The 17019-nt window shown below is 59.5% G+C and carries 12 protein-coding genes; 9 read left to right on the top strand and 3 right to left on the bottom strand.

Annotation, left to right across the window (positions count from 1 at the left end):
- Positions 1-15: 15 nt before the first annotated feature.
- From OHD58_RS18915 to OHD58_RS18950, 8 genes are all read left to right on the top strand, one after another.
- On the top strand, positions 16-879 hold the full coding sequence (locus OHD58_RS18915) for a branched-chain amino acid ABC transporter permease (RefSeq protein WP_263804960.1): 864 nt from the start codon (positions 16-18) through the stop codon (positions 877-879).
- Positions 876-1865 (top strand): branched-chain amino acid ABC transporter permease, encoded by a 990-nt coding sequence (locus OHD58_RS18920; RefSeq protein WP_263804961.1) that lies wholly within the window; start codon positions 876-878, stop codon positions 1863-1865. Before OHD58_RS18915 ends, OHD58_RS18920 begins: the two co-directional genes overlap by 4 nt.
- Entirely contained in the window at positions 1862-2611 is a 750-nt protein-coding gene (locus tag OHD58_RS18925) for an ABC transporter ATP-binding protein (RefSeq protein WP_263804962.1), read from the top strand. The genes OHD58_RS18920 and OHD58_RS18925 overlap by 4 nt, the downstream gene beginning before the upstream one ends.
- Complete coding sequence (locus OHD58_RS18930; protein WP_263804963.1) at positions 2604-3314, top strand: ABC transporter ATP-binding protein; 711 nt, start codon at positions 2604-2606, stop codon at positions 3312-3314. Before OHD58_RS18925 ends, OHD58_RS18930 begins: the two co-directional genes overlap by 8 nt.
- A gap of 23 nt (positions 3315-3337) precedes the next feature.
- The gene (locus OHD58_RS18935; protein ID WP_263804964.1) at positions 3338-4567 is read left to right on the top strand and encodes a cytochrome P450; all 1230 of its coding nucleotides are present in this window, start codon (positions 3338-3340) and stop codon (positions 4565-4567) included.
- Between the two features lie 681 nt (positions 4568-5248).
- Positions 5249-6076, top strand: a complete 828-nt coding sequence (locus OHD58_RS18940) for a cell envelope integrity EipB family protein (protein ID WP_263804965.1) — start codon at positions 5249-5251, stop codon at positions 6074-6076.
- 486 nt (positions 6077-6562) lie between these two features.
- A complete protein-coding gene (locus OHD58_RS18945) occupies positions 6563-11035 on the top strand; it encodes a Ulp1 family isopeptidase (protein WP_263804966.1) in 4473 nt (1490 codons plus the stop codon).
- 517 nt (positions 11036-11552) lie between these two features.
- Positions 11553-12329, top strand: a complete 777-nt coding sequence (locus OHD58_RS18950; RefSeq protein ID WP_412177249.1) for a host specificity protein — start codon at positions 11553-11555, stop codon at positions 12327-12329.
- A 697-nt stretch (positions 12330-13026) separates the two neighbouring features.
- Here the strand turns inward: OHD58_RS18950 and OHD58_RS18955 are convergent.
- The gene (locus tag OHD58_RS18955) at positions 13027-13764 is read right to left on the bottom strand and encodes a helix-turn-helix transcriptional regulator (RefSeq protein WP_263804968.1); all 738 of its coding nucleotides are present in this window, start codon (positions 13762-13764) and stop codon (positions 13027-13029) included.
- Between the two features lie 879 nt (positions 13765-14643).
- On the opposite strand from OHD58_RS18955, the gene OHD58_RS18960 reads away from it, so the two are divergent.
- Complete coding sequence (locus OHD58_RS18960; protein WP_263804969.1) at positions 14644-15309, top strand: hypothetical protein; 666 nt, start codon at positions 14644-14646, stop codon at positions 15307-15309.
- A 337-nt stretch (positions 15310-15646) separates the two neighbouring features.
- Here OHD58_RS18960 and OHD58_RS18965 read toward each other — a convergent pair whose 3' ends face one another.
- Together OHD58_RS18965 and OHD58_RS18970 are read right to left on the bottom strand one after the other, a co-directional pair.
- Positions 15647-15913: a hypothetical protein gene (locus OHD58_RS18965; protein ID WP_006205846.1), complete on the bottom strand. Its 267-nt coding sequence runs from the start codon at positions 15911-15913 to the stop codon at positions 15647-15649.
- Positions 15910-16980: an acyltransferase family protein gene (locus OHD58_RS18970; RefSeq protein WP_006205845.1), complete on the bottom strand. Its 1071-nt coding sequence runs from the start codon at positions 16978-16980 to the stop codon at positions 15910-15912. Before OHD58_RS18970 ends, OHD58_RS18965 begins: the two co-directional genes overlap by 4 nt.
- Positions 16981-17019: the final 39 nt, after the last annotated feature.

Below are 17019 nucleotides of genomic sequence, written 5' to 3' on the forward strand. Positions count from 1 at the left end.
GATCGGTGTTAGCTGATGACGGTCGCCCTCAGCATAGTTGTCGACGGCATCGCCTATGGCATGATCCTGTTCATGATTTCCGTCGGCTTGTCAGTGACGATGGGCTTGATGCGGATCGTCAATCTCGCCCATGGCGGCTTTGCCCTGCTTGGCGGCGCGTGCGCGCACGTGCTGACCATGCGATATGGGGTGCCGTTCGTCCCGGCCCTCGCCGCCTCTGTGATTGCCGTGATCGTGATCGCGATCCCCCTCGAGCGGCTGGTCTACCGTCACATCTATCGCTTCAGCGAACTCGAACAGGTTCTTGCAACGATCGGGATCGTCTTCGTGATGATCGCCACCGTCAATCTCTTCCTCGGCTCCACCCTTCTACCGATCCGGATGCCGCCGGAAGTAAGCATTCCGATTAATCTCGGCTTCAAGGTGCTCCCGCTACATAGAATTATCGTCATCGTCGTCGGGCTTCTGATGGTGACGGGGTTATACCTGCTCGTGGAACGCACCCGGTTCGGCATCTTTCTGCGCGCGGCAGTCGACAACCAGAATACTGCGGCATCACTCGGGATCGATACCCCCAAAGTGTATCTGGCCGCCTTCGCTCTTGGTGCGGGGCTGGCGGCAGTCGGCGGAATTCTCGGCGCCGAGTTGCTACCTATCGAGGCATATTATCCTCTCCGATACATGGTCCTCTTTCTCATCGTCGTGACAGTCGGCGGTATGGGGAGCATTGTCGGATCGTTCATCGCGGCTTTAGGCCTCGGCATCCTCGATACGGCCGGCAGATACCTGCTTCCCGATGTTGGGACAATTTTCTTCTTCCTTGCGATCATAGCGCTTCTGGCCCTGCGCCCGAACGGTCTTTTGGTCAGACCATCATGATCCGAATTTCTACAATCGACACCGTGCGCACGTCGCTGGGTGGCACCGGCAAGCTCCTGCCCGTTGCCATCCTGATCACCTGTGCTTTCGCCGCCTTCTGGCTGTTTCCGTACGATCTGGGGTTCATGACCCAGATGCTGATCATGATGGTCTTCGTGGTCTCTTTCGACCTGATCCTCGGTTATGCGGGTATCGCGACGCTGGGTCATGCGGCAATGTACGGGTGTGGGGCTTATGCTGCCGGGCTCTTTGCGATCCACGCGTCACCCGATCCACTGCTTGGGCTTGCCGTCGGCGCGGTGATCGGAGCCCTGATCGCGTTCTTTTCCGGCCTGCTGTTGATGCGCGCGCATGGGTTGTCGCTGTTGATGCTTTCGATCGCGATCACAATGGTGTTGCAGGAGATCGCCTCGAAGGCGCGTGACGTCACCGGCGGCGCTGACGGACTGACCGGAATATCCATGACGCCGATCCTGGGGGTCTTCGAGTTTGATTTCATCGGGAAGACAGCGTTCTGGTACGCGTTCAGTGTCCTGTTTGTCATCCTGGTGGTCCTGCGTATCCTTGTTGCATCTCCCTTCGGTCTCGCCCTGCGAGGCATCAAGGACAGTCCTAGCCGAATGCGTGCAATCGGCACACCGGTCTATTGGCGCAAGGTGACGGCCTATGTGATTGGGGGAACGATCGCAGGTATCGCCGGCGCCCTTTCTGCCCAAATCACCAGCCTGGTCAGCGTGGAAGCGTTCAATTTCGCGCTATCCGCGGATGTCATGGTGATGCTGATTCTTGGAGGTGCCGGTCGCCTCTACGGTGCGTTGATCGGGACGCTTGTGTTCATGACGGTTCGTCATGTCGCAGCCAGCATCGACCCTTTCAACTGGCTGTTCGTCATCGGCTTCATGCTTCTGGCAGTTGTTTTCTTCCTGCCTGATGGTCTTATCTCGCTGCCTAGGCGGGTGGCGCGCATGATCGGAGCGCGCAGATGACATCGGGCCTCAGGATCAGAAACCTCTCGAAGAATTTCGGCGGACTGCAGGTCGCGAGGAACATCACGCTCGACATTCCCACAGGAGCTCGCGCTGCACTGATTGGCCCCAACGGGGCTGGAAAGACAACCTTTGCAAACCTGATCATTGGAGCGCTTCAGCCTTCATCAGGCTCCATTCATCTTGACGACAAGGATATCAGCCAGCTTCCCGAGGCTGCCCGCGTAAGAGCAGGCATCGCAAAGACCTTCCAGAACACCAACCTTTTCAAGGACCTGTCCGTTCGGGACAACATCCGCCTGCCCATCCTCGAGCGAGAGCACAGGACGTTTCGCTTTCTGGAACGCTACGATGGCGATGCGGCCATCGAGGCCGAGGTCGAACAGCTTCTGGCCGACTTCCGTCTTCTCCCTCTGGCCAACCGCCTCGTTCGCAGCCTCGCCTACGGACAGCAGAGGTTGGTCGAACTTGCTTTGACTCTTTCGCTAAAGCCCAGGATCCTGATACTCGACGAACCCGCCGCAGGGGTTCCGTCATCCGACAGTCATCTGATCGTCGATGCAATCAAGCGGTTGCCGACCGATCTCTCGGTGTTGATCATCGAACACGACATGAAACTGGTGTTCGAAGTTGCAAGCAGGATCATCGTCCTCGTTAACGGCGCGGTTCTCGTTGAGGGCACGCCGGAAGAGATCAGCCGCGACTTGCGCGTGCGCGAGTTGTACCTCGGAGCGGGCCATGGCTGAAACACTTTTGGAACTCGAGAATGTCGTCGCGGGCTATGGCGAGACCCATATCCTGAGAAATGTCTCTCTGAAGGTTGTGCAAGGGGAGCGACTCGCGATCATCGGGCGAAATGGCGTCGGAAAGACCACGACGCTCAACACGGTGATGGGTCTGACGCGGCAGCATTCGGGAACGATCCGACTCAAGGGACAGCCCATTGACCGGCTCCCTCCCCATAAGCGATCGCGCCTCGGCCTCGGCCTTGTTCCGCAGACGCGGGACATCTTCCCTTCTCTCACCGTGGAAGAGAACCTGCAGGCCGGCGTGCGCAACGGCGCCAGCATCGAGGAGGCCTATGACCTCTTCCCTCGACTCAAGGAGCGCCGGCGAAACGGCGGTCGCCAACTTTCCGGCGGCGAACAGCAAATGCTGGCCGTCGCCCGAACGCTGATGGGAAAGCCGGACATCATCCTGCTCGACGAACCGCTGGAGGGCTTGGCTCCGGTCATATGTGAGAGGCTGGTCGCAGTGTTTCAGGAGCTTTCGAGGCGTGGGCATACGATTGTGCTCGTCGAGCAGCATACAGCCATCGCGCTCGATTTCGCCGAGCGCGTGATCATCATCGAACAGGGGGGCATCGTGTTCGAGGGCGCCGCGTCGGAGCTCAAGTCCAACAAGGAGTTGCTCGATCGCCACGTCGGCATCGCAGCTCCGCATCACTGACACGACCAATCGGGAGCCGTGGTATGCAACTGGTAGCGGATCATATCGCCACGAAGATCTCGGCCGATATTCCTGTGTGGGACATCGATCCGTACGATGCGGAGATTCTCCGTAACCCGGCACCCTATTATGTCGAACTGAGAAAGCGTGGTCCGTTCGTCCACATTCCCCGGTATGCCATTCTCGCTTGCGGTCGCTTCAATGAGACTAGGGAAGTTTTCTCCGACTGGCAGCGCTTCGTTTCCTCCCGAGGAGTTGGCCTCACGGATTTCCAAGTCGCTCCGTCCTGGCGCAAGCCATCCATCGTATTGGAGGTGGAACCGCCCTATCACACAAGGACGCGAACAGTCATTTCACGCGCCCTGTCTCCCCGTGCGATGAGTGTGCTCAAGGATGCTTTCGCCGAGAGGGCAAACGCGCTGGTCGACGACCTGGTCGAGCGCGGCGAGTTCGATGTGGTTCCGGATCTGGCTGAGGCATTTCCCGTAAGTGTGTTTCCTGCGGCCGTCGGGCTTCAAGAAATCGACACGCGCGCGCTGGTTGATTTCGGTGCGTTCGGCTTCAACGCTTTGGGTCCTGATAACGCCTTGCGCAGCGCTGCGCTGGAACGGGGACCCCAAATCATGCCCTGGATCATGAAGCACTGCAAACGCGAAGCGTTGGCTCCGGGGGGCTTCGGCGAAACCATCTACGCGGCAGCCGATGCCGGCGAACTGACCGAGGACGAAGCTGCAATGCTCGTGCGGTCGCTGCTGTCGGCGGGCGTCGACACGACCGTGACCGGCATTGGCAACGCGGTGTGGTGCCTTGCGTCAAATCCGGGCGAGTTCGAAAAGCTCAAGAGGGATCCCAAGCTTGCCCGGCCAGCTTTCGAGGAAGCACTGAGGTATACGTCGCCGGTCCATTCGTTTTGCAGGACGGCCAGTGTCGACACCACCGTGGGCGGTGTCGACATACCCCAAGATACCAAGATCCTCTGTGTTCTCGGCGCGGCCAATCTTGATGAAGATCAGTGGCCGGAAGCCAGGTACTACAAGGTCGACAGACGACCTGTCGGTCATCTCGCATTTGGTGTGGGGATCCATGGCTGTGTGGGCCAGAACGTTGCCCGAGCGGAAGCAGAGGCAGTCCTGACTGCGATCGCAAGCAAGGTCGGATCAATCGAGTTCGTTAGCGAACCTGTCTGGCGCCCCAACAATGCGATCCATGCGCTCGACAGCATGCGCGTGCGCTTTACGCTACGCAATAGCTAGGAGTGCTGGCACCGTGGTTTCAGTAAGCTGCTGCCGCGCACCGGACGGTCGTGTTGCGACGATCGACCGAAGGCGGATGTGGCACTCGATGTTGGCCCTTGAGCGTGGCGCGCCCTTCAATAGCCGGCTGCCATTCCTGCTTCTCAGCCTTCGAGGCGAACAAGGAGGGGTTGCCGCGCACTGCGTCGATGACTTCGGAGTTCGCTGCGAGTCGATCGAGCACGGCACGGATGACGGTCGGACGCTTCGACGATTGAATCGATCTTCATGGCGTTCGCGGCCGTATGAAGATCCTGATACATCCGCACAAAGCGGTCCGACGGTCCGACACTTTGTGCCATTGCTGCTTCACTACGTTTCGCGAGTTCCCCCTCACGATTTCGGTGACCGATCGCACCGACTGCGCCACGCCACGCGGCAGTGGTTCGGCCACTATTGCGGATGCGTTGGCGGTGGGAGCACGCTTCAGGATTGACGACTAGGAACCTATTAGGGCCGCTGCCCATGTTGAGAGGGTTTGTCGCTTTCGCGACACGGTGATGTTCGGTCGGCGTGCCCACACACGCTCAGTTACGCCATTGAATAATATGTAGCACAGTTTCTGAGGTTCTTTCTGCGCGGTTGGCACGACTCTTGATGCTCTCGTTGCGCGACAGCAGGTTGCGCCAACTGGAGTTGCGAATGCGTATCCCGAGACGGCTCGTCCTTCCTATCATCGCCCTCTGTGTCTTTGTGCTTTCGGACACGGCCGCCGCGCGCTTTCTGCTACCTCATCGTGCCGTTTACGACATGACGCTGATCAAGGCTTCCGACAGATCAGGGATTGCCGACGTAACGGGTCGTATGATTTATGAGTTCTATGGCTCTGCCTGCCTAGATTATACAACCAATACCCGCATTGTGACGCGCATCGACTCGGTCACCACGAGTGGGCTGACCGACCAGCAAATGACGACCTTCGAGGCTGCCGACGGCAACACTTTCTCATTCATGACCAAGACCTATGTCGACCAGGCACTTCAGAAGGAGGTGCGCGGCACGGCGACACGCGAGGGCCAGAACGTCATGGTCAGGCTGGAGAAGCCGGAGCACAAGGATTTCGACATTGGCTCAACACAGTTTCCGACGCAGCATATGCTCGACATTATGAACCGTGCCGATGCCGGTGAGACCCTTTATGAGACTAGACTGTTCGACGGCGTCGGCGATGCCGACAAGGCTATGACCACGAGCGTCCTAATCGGGAAGAAGGCCGAGGCCGAGAAGAATGACCCTGAGGCGCCAGCTCTCGCCAAACTGGAAAAGGATCGCGCTTGGCCGATCGAAGTTGCCTATTTCGACGACAGCACGGAGCGCGGCGACGAACTTCCGCAAACTATAATCAACTTAAAGTTACATGAAAATGGGATCGCGCGTGACCTAGTGATGAACTATAGCAACTTCTCTCTTTCCGGCAAACTCGTCAAACTCGAGCTGTTGGATATGAAGTCGGGTATCTGCGACAAGTAGCAATGGCCCCCGGCCGCGGTGGCAGACTTCACCTCTTCAGCGGCTGGCGCAACTGCGCGCCCAAACCGGCTCGCCAAAAACGGGACTTTCAAATCGGAGGCCCGCGCTCTCGGGGTGGGGCAATTTCGGCTAACCCGCGAGCCTCGTTTGCTCAACGAAAATTGACCGAGTTCGAGAAGGTACAAATCATAAACGGTCGCAAGGCGCGGCATCTCCGCCAATATCCGTCGGCCGAGATCGACGCGACCTTTAGGGACCATACTGCGAGCATGGAAATCCTCGTTTGCCCATCCGCGATAGACGTAGAGGCACCGGACCGCAGACTGTTCTCTTCGAGCGTTCGCTTTACAGACGGCGGGGATCGTCAGCTTCTCGACAGCTTGCCCGAGTAGTTTTGAGCCTCCGGTGACCTATAAGCGTGAGACAAGCTTGGACCTACCTAACTTCAATCCAACGGATCCGGCTTGGCGGGAGACGTTCGACGCCATGCAACGGCAGCAGGCGGCGCACGCCGGGCACAATTGCTTTGAGCAGCACTTGCTGCGCGAGGCGCGCCAAGCCGATGCCGCGTCCGTCGCACGGATCCATGCGCCTCGAGACCGCTTTTATCCTCGTCTGTCTGACAAAGACCGGTGCCTCATCGACGCGGCGATCAAGGCCGAGGTTGCGCGCCGGGATCTGAAAGGGCCGACGTCCAGGGGTTATGCAGCCGCTCTTCGCAGATTAGCGGATGATCTCGGATCGCAAGGCAAGACGCTTTCTGCGCTCGATCACCAATCCTTGATTGCTTACGCTAAAAGTTTCTTTGCCCATGACGGGACAATGGTGGCCGCGTTGACAGTGCTTCGTAAGCACCGCGACCCCGGCGCTCCTGCTGACGGACGTCAGCGTAATGACCCCCCTGTGGAAGACAAGAACCTCATCGAGCGGGTTGTCCAGGCGGCGGCTGCGGACCGGGGATGGCTACCGAGCACCGCCGAGCAGTATGATAGGACTCTTCGCAGATTGGCGACATCCCTCGGCCCAGGCCAAACGATTACTGCAATCGATCACAATTCCTTGGTCGCACATGTCAAGTCATTCGGGGACCGGGATAAGGAGGCGATGGGAGCCGCGCTGACGGTGCTTCGTGAATATCGTGAGCCAGGTATTTTAGCGGATCGCAGGCCTCCACATCATGGTTCCTCTGGTGCCGACCCCGTCGCAGGGGTCCATGCGCCTCGAGACCGCTTTTATCCTCATCTGTCTGATAGCGACCGGAGCCTCATCGACGCGGCGATCAAGGCCGAGGTTGCGCGCCGGGATCTGAAAGGGCAAACGCCCAGGGGTTATACGGCGGCTCTACGCAGATTGGGGAATGATCTCGGGTCGCAAGGCAAGTCGCTTTCTACACTCGATCACGAATCCTTGGTTGCTTACGCTAAAAGTTTCTTTTCCCATGACGGGTCAATTGTGGCGGCGTTGATGTTGCTTCGTAAGCATCGCGACCCCAGTGCTCCTGCTGACGGACGTCCGCGCAATGAACCCTCTGTGGAAGACAGGAACCTCATCGAGCAGGCTGTCCAGGCGGCGGCTGCCCGACGGGGATGGCTACCGAGCACCGCCGAGGAGTATGATAGGACCCTTCGCAGATTGACGAAATCCCTCGGCCCTGGCCAAACGATTACTACACTCGATCACGATTCCTTGGTCGCACATGTCACGTCATTCGGGGATCGGGATAAGCTGGCAATGGGAGCGCTGACGGTGCTTCAAGAATATCGTGGGCGCGGTACTTTAGCTGATCGCAGGCCTCCCTCCATGGAAGGCGGGCGCCTCATCGATGATGTGGCTCGTGTCAGCGGACACCCCGAGACGACACCCGCCAACGGCTCTCGGCAGGCGGAGGATCGGGCCGTCCAGTCGCCGTCAACTTTCAATTCGGCGGAGCTTTGGGAGGGGGCGGATCAAGCTGGTCAGTTGCCAGCCGACAGTTGGGGCACGGTGAACTTTTGGCAAGGTGTGCCCTCACCTCCCTTTTCGCCGGCAGGCGCTGTTGATCAGCCAAGCCCAGCCCTCCCCTCGCCGGGGCTGGCTGTCAATCCAGAGGAGGTTCTGCGAGGGGCGGATCAGCCGGAGCAGTTGAGACCAGCGAAGAGGCAGAGGACGCTGAGCAATCCCCAAGGGGATGCCATTGAGCGGCAACTGAGCGCGATCGGCAATTCAGGCGGTCGCGTGCTGCAGGCCCCCATCCATCAACTGGCTTCGTCGTCAAGGGAAGCGCAGCCCATAATGCAGGGGAGCGGGCAAGATTACATACCAGCGCCGCACACCGGAGGTGGTGGGGCGATCTTAGGCGCCTCGGCGCTGCAGCCGGATCGTTCAACAACGGTTTGCGTAGGTGGCGACAAGCGTCCTCTTTATTCCGAAGATGCGTCCCTCATGGAGGGTCTCAGGGCGGCACTCATCGCCCGTGGGGCCAAGGACGGCACCGCCACGCGCCATGTGAATTGTCTTCTCAACTTCAGTCGTTGGCTCGTTGAAAACGACAAGCAGGGCATTGCTCCTCGGCTTCACGACAAGTCGCTGGACGACGACGTCAAGGAGCTCGAAAGAAACGGGGGGTCGTCGTCCATCGTTCCGGCTCTCAAGTATCTGAAGACATACCAGGCGGGCGCACCCGCGCCAACGATAGGACGTACTGTCCTGAATCCTTATCCCGACGACGCGGCCCTCATCAAAGAGTACAAATCAGCAGCGCCTGCGAGCGGGCTCAGTCCAGATAGCGCCAGTAACTATGCAAGTGCCCTTGGCAGTTTCGGTCACTACCTGCGTCAAAACAACATGCCGGGCATTGCTGCCCGGCTTCATGACAAGTCGCTGGATGAAGATGTCAATCGCTATCCCGGTAGTTACAAACGGGTCGTATTCGCTCTGGCTCACCTTCGCAAGTCACTGCCGCGCAGCGAAGCGTTGGAACCTGAGCGCCAGATTGCCACCGTGCCGCGCGCTGTCGGATCTCCAGTGGCCCTCCCCGGGGAAGGTTACGATCAGGATCAACTTTGGGAGATGCTGGAAGAAGCTGGCCTACCGTCTTCCCTCGCGCCAACCGCGCGCCATTCCCAGGCCCCGGATTTCGGAGAGGCCGTTCGTCACTTGAACTGGCGCCACGCCCACCAGCGCGCGCCAGACGAGTTGATCGCTGCGCTGGACAGGAGCAACCTCATGCCGAACCAAGAGGTTCAACTGACCAGCTTTTTGATTGATGGCGAGCGCTACACGGCGGGTTGGTTGCCGCTAGGGGGTAGGCCGAGAACCCCACTCAATCCGCGAGGCGTTGCCATTCGCCTCAGATATCGACCGGAAGCCGCTCCGCTGCCCAACTCGCGGCCGGGGAATCCCACCTGGCCACAGCTGTTCGACCGGACGATGGAACCACCCAGGGCGGTTTCCGCAAGGGCTGAGGGGGCGGCAGGACTGAATGACGTTCAGCTCATCCATCACGCCGAAGTCGGGCCGATGAGTGAAGCTGCGTCAGCGGCAACGCCGAGGGCTCCGTCGGACATCTACGGCGGCCTTGCCTCTCTGGTTCATTTGCCGGTCACTCCGCAGGAGCTGCGGGATGATGCCCACTATGCGCCGGGGCTCCCGCGCCTACCATCCGACGTTCAGCTCGTCCATGGGCCGATGAGTGAAGCTGCGCCCGCGGCCACGCCGAGGGCTCCGTCGGACATCTACGGCGGCCTTGACTCGCTGGTTCATTTGCCGGTCACTCCGCAGGAGCTGCGGGATGATGCTCACTATGCGCCGGGGCTCCCGCCCCTACCATCCGACGGTCAGCTCATCCATCACGCCGAAGTTGGACCGATGAGTGAAGCTGCGTCAGCGGCAACGCCGAGGGCTCAGTCGGACATCTACGGCGGCCTTGACTCTCTGGTTCATTTGCCGGTCACTCCGCAGGAGCTGCGGGATGATGCCCACTATGCGCCGGCGCTCCCGCGCCCACCATCCGACGTTCAGCTCGTCCATGGGCCGATGAGTGAAGCTGCGTCCGCGGCAACGCCGAGGGCTCAGTCGGACATCTACGGCGGCCTTGACTCTCTGGTTCATTTGCCGGTCACTCCGCAGGAGCTGCGGGATGACGCTCACTATGCGCCGGGGCTCCCGCGCCTACCATCCGACGTTCAGCTCGTCCATCACGCCGAAGTCGGGCCGATGAGTGAAGCTGCGTCAGTGGCAACGCCAAGGGCTCCGTCGGACATCTACGGCGGCCTTGACTCGCTGGTTCATTTGCCGGTCACTCCGCAGGAGCTGCGGGATGATGCTCACTATGCGCCGGAGCTCCCGCGCCCACCGTCCGACGCTCAGGTCGGAGCTTTGCATCCGACAGCCTCGCTCCACGATGGCGGCTGGCTGGAGCTCGGCGCCAGTGAGTGGCTGGCCGACAAGCATATCTTGGCGGATTACGCGCTCCTGGCACAGGATCTGCAGAGGGACAATCCTGATCTCGCCGCGCGGACGCGGCTCGTGGATCCCCTCGTAGCCCTTTATCATCTGCGCTTGGGCGCCGAAATCCTCGCGCTACGCGCATTCCAGCGCATAGTCCATGATCAGAGGGGTAACGATACAGCTGACTTCCTGTTTGTACCAGTAAGCAATGCCCAACCTGATCGCCCCGGCGACCACTGGTCGCTGTTGCTCGTCGACCGCCGTGTGCGGGAAAGCCCTGTCGCCTATCACTACGACTCCGCCCGCGGGTACAATGACCAGCCCGCAGCAGAGTTCGCAGCAAGGCTGGGCGCTCGCCTCGAGCCAGCCCGCATGGCCCAGCAGCCGAACAGCTATGATTGCGGCGTCTTTATGGTCGACGGCACGCGGGCTCTGGTTAGACGATTGGCGCAAGGACACCAGCCAGCCGTGCTGCACCTCGACAATCTCGTCGCCGACCGGCAGGCACTCCAGAACCGACTCAGGGGCTGACGTCGGTTTCTGCCCATGGATATGGCCGGAGGAAGCGACCGCGCACGGTATCACACCTGCGAGCCGTTCCGAGAAATGGAGTCGTAAATCCGATCCAAAATCCGTGCTCTTGGAGGGGAGCCGCTTCTGTTGAGAAAAGACCGGATTTTATCGCAAACTTTTGGCAAAGGTCTCAGAAAAGCTATCGCTAGTCTCTCAGGCTCCCTGTCAAGGCTGAAAGCGAGAGGGAACAACTGCTTGGTGCAAGTGTGCAAAGCAGTTGGATTGGCTGGAACTGCACAGGGCCGGTGGGGGAACTCGATGCCTTCTCATGCTCTCGAACCTGACGTCAGGTCATCGTCAGTTTGACCGAGTATGGTTCGCAGCAAGGCTTAGACAGCCTCCACCTGCGAAAAGACTTAAGCCGAAGGGAAGCGTCATGTATAATCCAATCAGTGGCTCATCCACACGCGCTAGCCAAGCTGACGAACCGGGTCAGTCGGTTGAGAGCGATAGTTTTACGGAAACACTTGCGGGAATGCCGTCCCGGTCGGCGTCGGATCCCCATGCGAGTTCGTCTTCTGCGCCGACACACCCGTACTCGCTTGCTTCCCAACCTCCTGTCGTCGAGCTCGAAAGGTCTTCATTCGCCAGAAAAGTGAAGGACTTTTACGGCGATGAAATCAAGCACATCGCCGAAAATCCACAAGAGTACTCGCCTTTCGTGTCCTCAAAAGCCGGGCGCACGGCAACAATCGCTCGGCTCTACGGTGGCACTGACACTGATACGCCCAAGGCGCGATATTTCAGTTATGATCTGGGCGAAAAAAGCGTTGGGCTTTTAAGAACAGAGGGCGGATTTGGCATCAATAACGAGCCGTGGCGGGAACAGTTTCCTGGTCGAAAAGAGATCACATCGGTTGTAGATCTTCGGGTTACTCATCCGCTTGTCGAGAACGCAGGTGATATTCTGCTCGAGCATCAACTTCGACTCGACGGCGAACGGCCGTTGATCATGTCACGCCCCGCTTCGCAAGGGATGGAAGCCCGGCTGGCGCAGATGGGGTTTGTTGACGTGGGTGAAAATCGGTGGGTGCTTGACCCGACGCAGCGTCCCGACAAGTGGACGGAAAATAGTGACGGTGAATGGCAGCGGGCCGACAAACCTGGGCTATATCTCTCTAAAGCCGTGAGCGATGATAGCGGTAGTGCCACAAGTGTTGAGGGGTATTCGAGTGGAGCCAGTATCGAGACGGATTCGTCCGATGATGACCCGTCTTGGTACTTCCAACAATTGAACCTGAACCAAGGATAAGGCACCAGCTGGCTTCGATGGACCTGTTGTTGGACACACTCGCTCTAAACAACTATCCGCCCCTGCGTCACGCATCTCGACAATTTCGAAAGGGCGGCAAGCAATGCCGCCCTTTCTTCGTGTCCATTGCGCCGGTTGTCGGCGACCCGCAAGCCGGGGTATAGGCCCGACAAGGGTTAAGCTTATGTTTGGACGGATACTGCCTTTTCTCCTGGGGCTGGCTTTACTGTTGGGTAGCGGCTGCGCGCGCAGCGATGATGGTACGGTGATTATTCCGAGAGCGCTTGATACGAGGCGATTCTTTGACAAAGAGCCGTCACACCTGCAGCAGCCACAGATCGAAACCAGCGTGTTTCCGGTTGCGACACAGGAGCCGGAACGGCTCGAACCGCGCCGTACGGCAAGTCTCAAGACATCAAACAGACGGGCATCGCCGGCCGCAAGTCCTCCGCTCTCCTCTTCCGAGCCACACAAGCCGCTTGTCTGCAAGAACATCAGCGAGCCCGGCAAGCGGTACCGTGTGGTTTGCGAATAGGACACTTGGTTTGGCCAGCATTCTACCCACGCGGTGCCTTCTGGATCAGGTTGTCCAGAGCGACGTCTCCGTTCTTTCCCATGATCCAATCATTCTATCATTCCCAGCTTCACGAAACGCAACGAGTTCACAGGCGGCTTCCGCGAAGCGCTTGGCTACCGATCAGAACAGTTTTTGAAAGAAAAGGCCGCGCTCGGTAGCGATCGCAACCGCATGGGCCAAGCTTTTGGCACCCAGCTTGGCCCGTGCCAGATCGAGATGAAATCGCACCGTGCGAGGGGATAGCGACAGTATCTCTGCGGTCCGTTTGACCTTCTCTCCCCTCGCGTACCATTTCAGGCATTCGATCTCTCTATCGGAGCAGACCGTCTGATGGCGTGGCCTTCCTTGGATTCGACCGATAGCATCGTGAAATTCGCCGGCGAGATACTGGAAGTCGCGGGCCTCGGATTTGAGAAACGCCTGCCACGCCGCAGCGTTCTCGTTGCTCGTCACGCTCAGAATGCCGCGGTCGCCGTCGACACCCCTAACCGGGAACGTGATGCCATGCTTCCCGACACCATGTTCCCTCGCTTCACCAAAGAACGTGCGCACGGCCTTGTCCGATAGGTCGATCTCCTTCCAATCAACCAATGTCACAGCACGTAGCCCATGGCGAAGCACGGGATCGATGTCGAAAAAATCCTTCTCGATATAGCGTTTCACCCAGTCAGGCGAATAGGTGGTCACATAGAATGGCTTGCTCGGTTCCTCGTAAACCGGACTGACGGTAAGAAAGGCCGCCGTCTCAAGGCCGTAACTTTCGACAATTGTGTTCAGACGGTCCGCTGCGTCCGCAAGAGAGGCAACTGCTCGAATACCTTCCGTCATGTCGTGAAACTTTGAGTCAAATTGCGCCATATCCAGCTTACCTCCTTGATATCGACGTGCCTCTCCAGCCATTCGTACGCCCATCTAACCAGGTTGCTCCTCGCTCGATCCCAGCGTCTCGCGACCTGTCAAAAGTGACAGGCGAAACCGCCAGTATACTTAGGTTGCAACCCCATTTATTCCAGGTTGCATGGCCACAACCCGGCGTGGAGGAAACGCCTTGGATACGATCGTATTTTCGTCAAACGATGTGGATCGGCTGACTAACCCTGTGCGTACCGCGCGTCGTGCGTCACATCGGAGTTCCGGAACGACCGACCACGAGGTTTGCCGTTTCTGTTCGGAGCTGGAACAATTAGACGCTGATAGGGATGCCCTTTTTGCTTTGTCCCCTCCACCTGTGCCGGGCAACCCTGCGCAGAGCAAGCAGTTCTTCACAAAGCTGAATGCGATTACGGCTCGCTATTTAGCGCTCGAAGAGCGGCTTCGAGAGGCTCGCAGCGACACTAGGCAAGGCTACCCCCGAAGCCGCTGAGTTCGTCCAGTCGGATGCCGCTGCGACGGCTGCGGCGTAGCGCGCATTCAGGCTACCGATTGCCCGATGGTCCAGACTTGCCGAAATCCAGAAAATCAGACCGCCCAGCGTCAACTCGACACCGAGGCTCCCTACCTAGCCCATCGGGCACCAATGCGGATACGATCACACTCCTCCCCTCGCTGCATCTGAGTCAGAGACACTTGCACAGCGATTTGCAAGATAGTTTATTGACTCAATGATTCCGAAGAGGAGTGATTCATGGGAACCAGTAATCAACTTTTGCTTCGTGCACCTACGGCGGCGTCGACGGCTGCGACCTGGGCCAGACCGCGACGCTGGGAAAGCAGACGTGGCCTTATGGCGTTGTCGCCATGGCATGGCTCGCTCCACCGGAAACCCTCACCTGCAAACCCATGACCCCCGAGACCGAGATGCATTCTTTTCGTCACATCCTCCACCTCGTCGCATCCGCGGCCTTGCTCGCCGGTTGCGCCGGGCGAGTGCCGGATGCTTCACATTGGGCCGGCCCCGTTTCGGTTACGGACTCCTATTGGAAGCCCGATCGGGTCAGTCGCAGCCGGCAAGAATATGCGCCCGATTTGGGCCGCTTCCCACCGGTCATTACCCAGCGAACCGGCTATCCGACCGAAGCTCAGGCGAATAGCGCCTTGCGCCGCTCGCATTGGAGCTCCGTGCCTGTGCGCACGCTCGTTACCAAGGAAGGCATCAAGACGATCTCCGTCCCTGCGGAAGCCCCGGACACGATCGCCGCAGGCGTTCGTGTCTTTGCGTGCCGGCCCGGAGCGCTCAATGGCTATACCGGTCGCGTGCAACACTACGAAGGCCCCGTCGTCGCATGCGCTTCCGACCTCCTGTCTGCCGATGGTCGCGTGGTCGCCCGAGTACCCCTCAATTTCTACTACTGGCAGAAGGCTTGGCGCGTCCAAGACCCGAGGCCGTCCTACACGTCCGTCCCATGGGCTGATCAGGAGCCCTCGCCACCCAAGAGCAAGGGCTGGTTCGGCAACCGCTACTGAGCAGCGGCCGTCACACTGCCGCGTGTCGGCTGGCCAGATGCGCACAGAAGCCGACGGCCAAACCAATCGCAAGGCGCCGGCGTCGCCATGGAGGCCGCATCGCTCACCTCCAGCCGAAAAATCGTGATTTCCGCAACTTTTTCTTTTAGGTACAAGCAGGCGAGGGACTATTTTCGCAAGGCTTTCGTTCTATCCCTTTCCAGGGCGAAATAAGTGACAGTGCTCGGCATTGCTGACGGTCGCCCAACTCGCGGGGGTGTCGTGCATTCGGCATTTCGGGATCGAGCGGCAGGCTGCACAGCCTCCCAACCTCGTAGCTACCTCACGGTCCTATCGATTAGGTTCTGCTCTTCTTCTGGGGCTCGCTTTGCACGAAAACGTCCAGCACTTGCGCGATATGAACCCCTGACGGCGATCCGTTGCGCACCATACCCCTCGATACCGCCGAGCGCATGGCTCCAATGACGCAGCATGCCGCGACGAGCGCTGCCACGGCATCGCCGTCGGTTTCGGTCAATAGCTGCTCCGCCAGCGCCCTCGCTCCTCGGGGAATTTGATCGACATCTTCACCACCAAGCGACCACTGACGATTTTCTTCCGTCACGGCGACACCTCCCGGACTGTTCGATTTGACCATTGGCGGCCGAGCTGGCGGAACGGATCTCCGATTGCCACCGTCAGCACATGAGACAGCCCGATCGCGACCGCGATCGAGAGCGTTGCCGTCGCCGGAGCCTCCAGGAATTGGCCAAGCGACCAGTTGAACAGCGCCAGCACCGGCAGATGGATCAGATAGAGGGCATAGGAGATGCCTCCCAAGCGGCGCAGCATCCGCCCCGGCCAGTTCACAGAATCATCCCGCAAGGTCGCCCTTGTCACGATCCACCCGCACATCAGCGCCAGCACGGCAGTCGCCACGCCATGCGTCGCCGGCGGCAAGATCGCCAACATGAAGGCCGCGATCGACATCCAGAACGCCGCTTCCATGTTGCCGATCACCCGCAGGTGTTCCGCCAGACGGGGCCATGCGCTTGTGCCCATGGTTGCTCCGATCGCCAGCCCGACCGCGATTGCATCGATGCGGAACGTCCAAAGCGTCCCGCCCCAGGGCCGCAGCGTGAACGTCCCGACCACGAGAACGAGTCCGGCCAGCGCGACGAGCGCCCGCCGCGGTAGCAAGAACACCAGGAGCGGAGCCAGTAGATAAAATTGCATCTCGGTGGCGACCGACCAGAATGGCCCAAACGCAAAGGCGTTCCCGCATCCTGTGGCGCCCCCGAAACAGGGCGCCCAATGCGCATTCGAGATGAAAGCGAATGCCGCCTTCGCGTCTGCAGGCTCAACGCCGCTTCCCGGGATGATCAACCCGATCGAGAGAATGGCGCCGACGCACCAGGCCAGCGGCACGATCCGCATGACACGCCTGACATAGAACGCGGAGGCCGCCTCGAGCGCTCCGCGCTCGAGGCGCAGGCTTCGCAATGAGCGTTCCACCACCAGGCCGGAAATCACAAAGAACAGGTCGACCCCGACGCTCCATGCCGGCGCAAACAGCAGAGCAGCGACCGGCCCGCCTTCTCCGAAGACCGGCCCGACATGCGACAGCACCACCAGCCCGATCGCCAGGCCTCGCAATTCATCCAGCCTCGAGAGGCGGGCTTCTTGTCCCATCCAAAATCATGCTCGACAATCATTACGACATTGATTTAA

The sequence above is a fragment of the Mesorhizobium sp. ZC-5 genome (genome assembly GCF_025753855.1).
Lineage (GTDB): Bacteria > Pseudomonadota > Alphaproteobacteria > Rhizobiales > Rhizobiaceae > Neomesorhizobium.

Excerpts from the sequence above, each read along its gene's own strand:
- OHD58_RS18915 (WP_263804960.1), top strand. The coding sequence starts at position 16 with ATGACGGTCGCCCTCAGCATAGTTGTCGACGGCATCGCCTATGGCATG.
- OHD58_RS18920 (WP_263804961.1), top strand. The coding sequence starts at position 876 with ATGATCCGAATTTCTACAATCGACACCGTGCGCACGTCGCTGGGTGGC.
- OHD58_RS18925 (WP_263804962.1), top strand. The coding sequence starts at position 1,862 with ATGACATCGGGCCTCAGGATCAGAAACCTCTCGAAGAATTTCGGCGGA.
- OHD58_RS18930 (WP_263804963.1), top strand. The coding sequence starts at position 2,604 with ATGGCTGAAACACTTTTGGAACTCGAGAATGTCGTCGCGGGCTATGGC.
- OHD58_RS18935 (WP_263804964.1), top strand. The coding sequence starts at position 3,338 with ATGCAACTGGTAGCGGATCATATCGCCACGAAGATCTCGGCCGATATT.
- OHD58_RS18940 (WP_263804965.1), top strand. The coding sequence starts at position 5,249 with ATGCGTATCCCGAGACGGCTCGTCCTTCCTATCATCGCCCTCTGTGTC.
- OHD58_RS18945 (WP_263804966.1), top strand. The coding sequence starts at position 6,563 with ATGCAACGGCAGCAGGCGGCGCACGCCGGGCACAATTGCTTTGAGCAG.
- OHD58_RS18950 (WP_412177249.1), top strand. The coding sequence starts at position 11,553 with ATGCCGTCCCGGTCGGCGTCGGATCCCCATGCGAGTTCGTCTTCTGCG.
- OHD58_RS18955 (WP_263804968.1), bottom strand. The coding sequence starts at position 13,764 with ATGGCGCAATTTGACTCAAAGTTTCACGACATGACGGAAGGTATTCGA.
- OHD58_RS18960 (WP_263804969.1), top strand. The coding sequence starts at position 14,644 with ATGGCATGGCTCGCTCCACCGGAAACCCTCACCTGCAAACCCATGACC.
- OHD58_RS18970 (WP_006205845.1), bottom strand. The coding sequence starts at position 16,980 with ATGGGACAAGAAGCCCGCCTCTCGAGGCTGGATGAATTGCGAGGCCTG.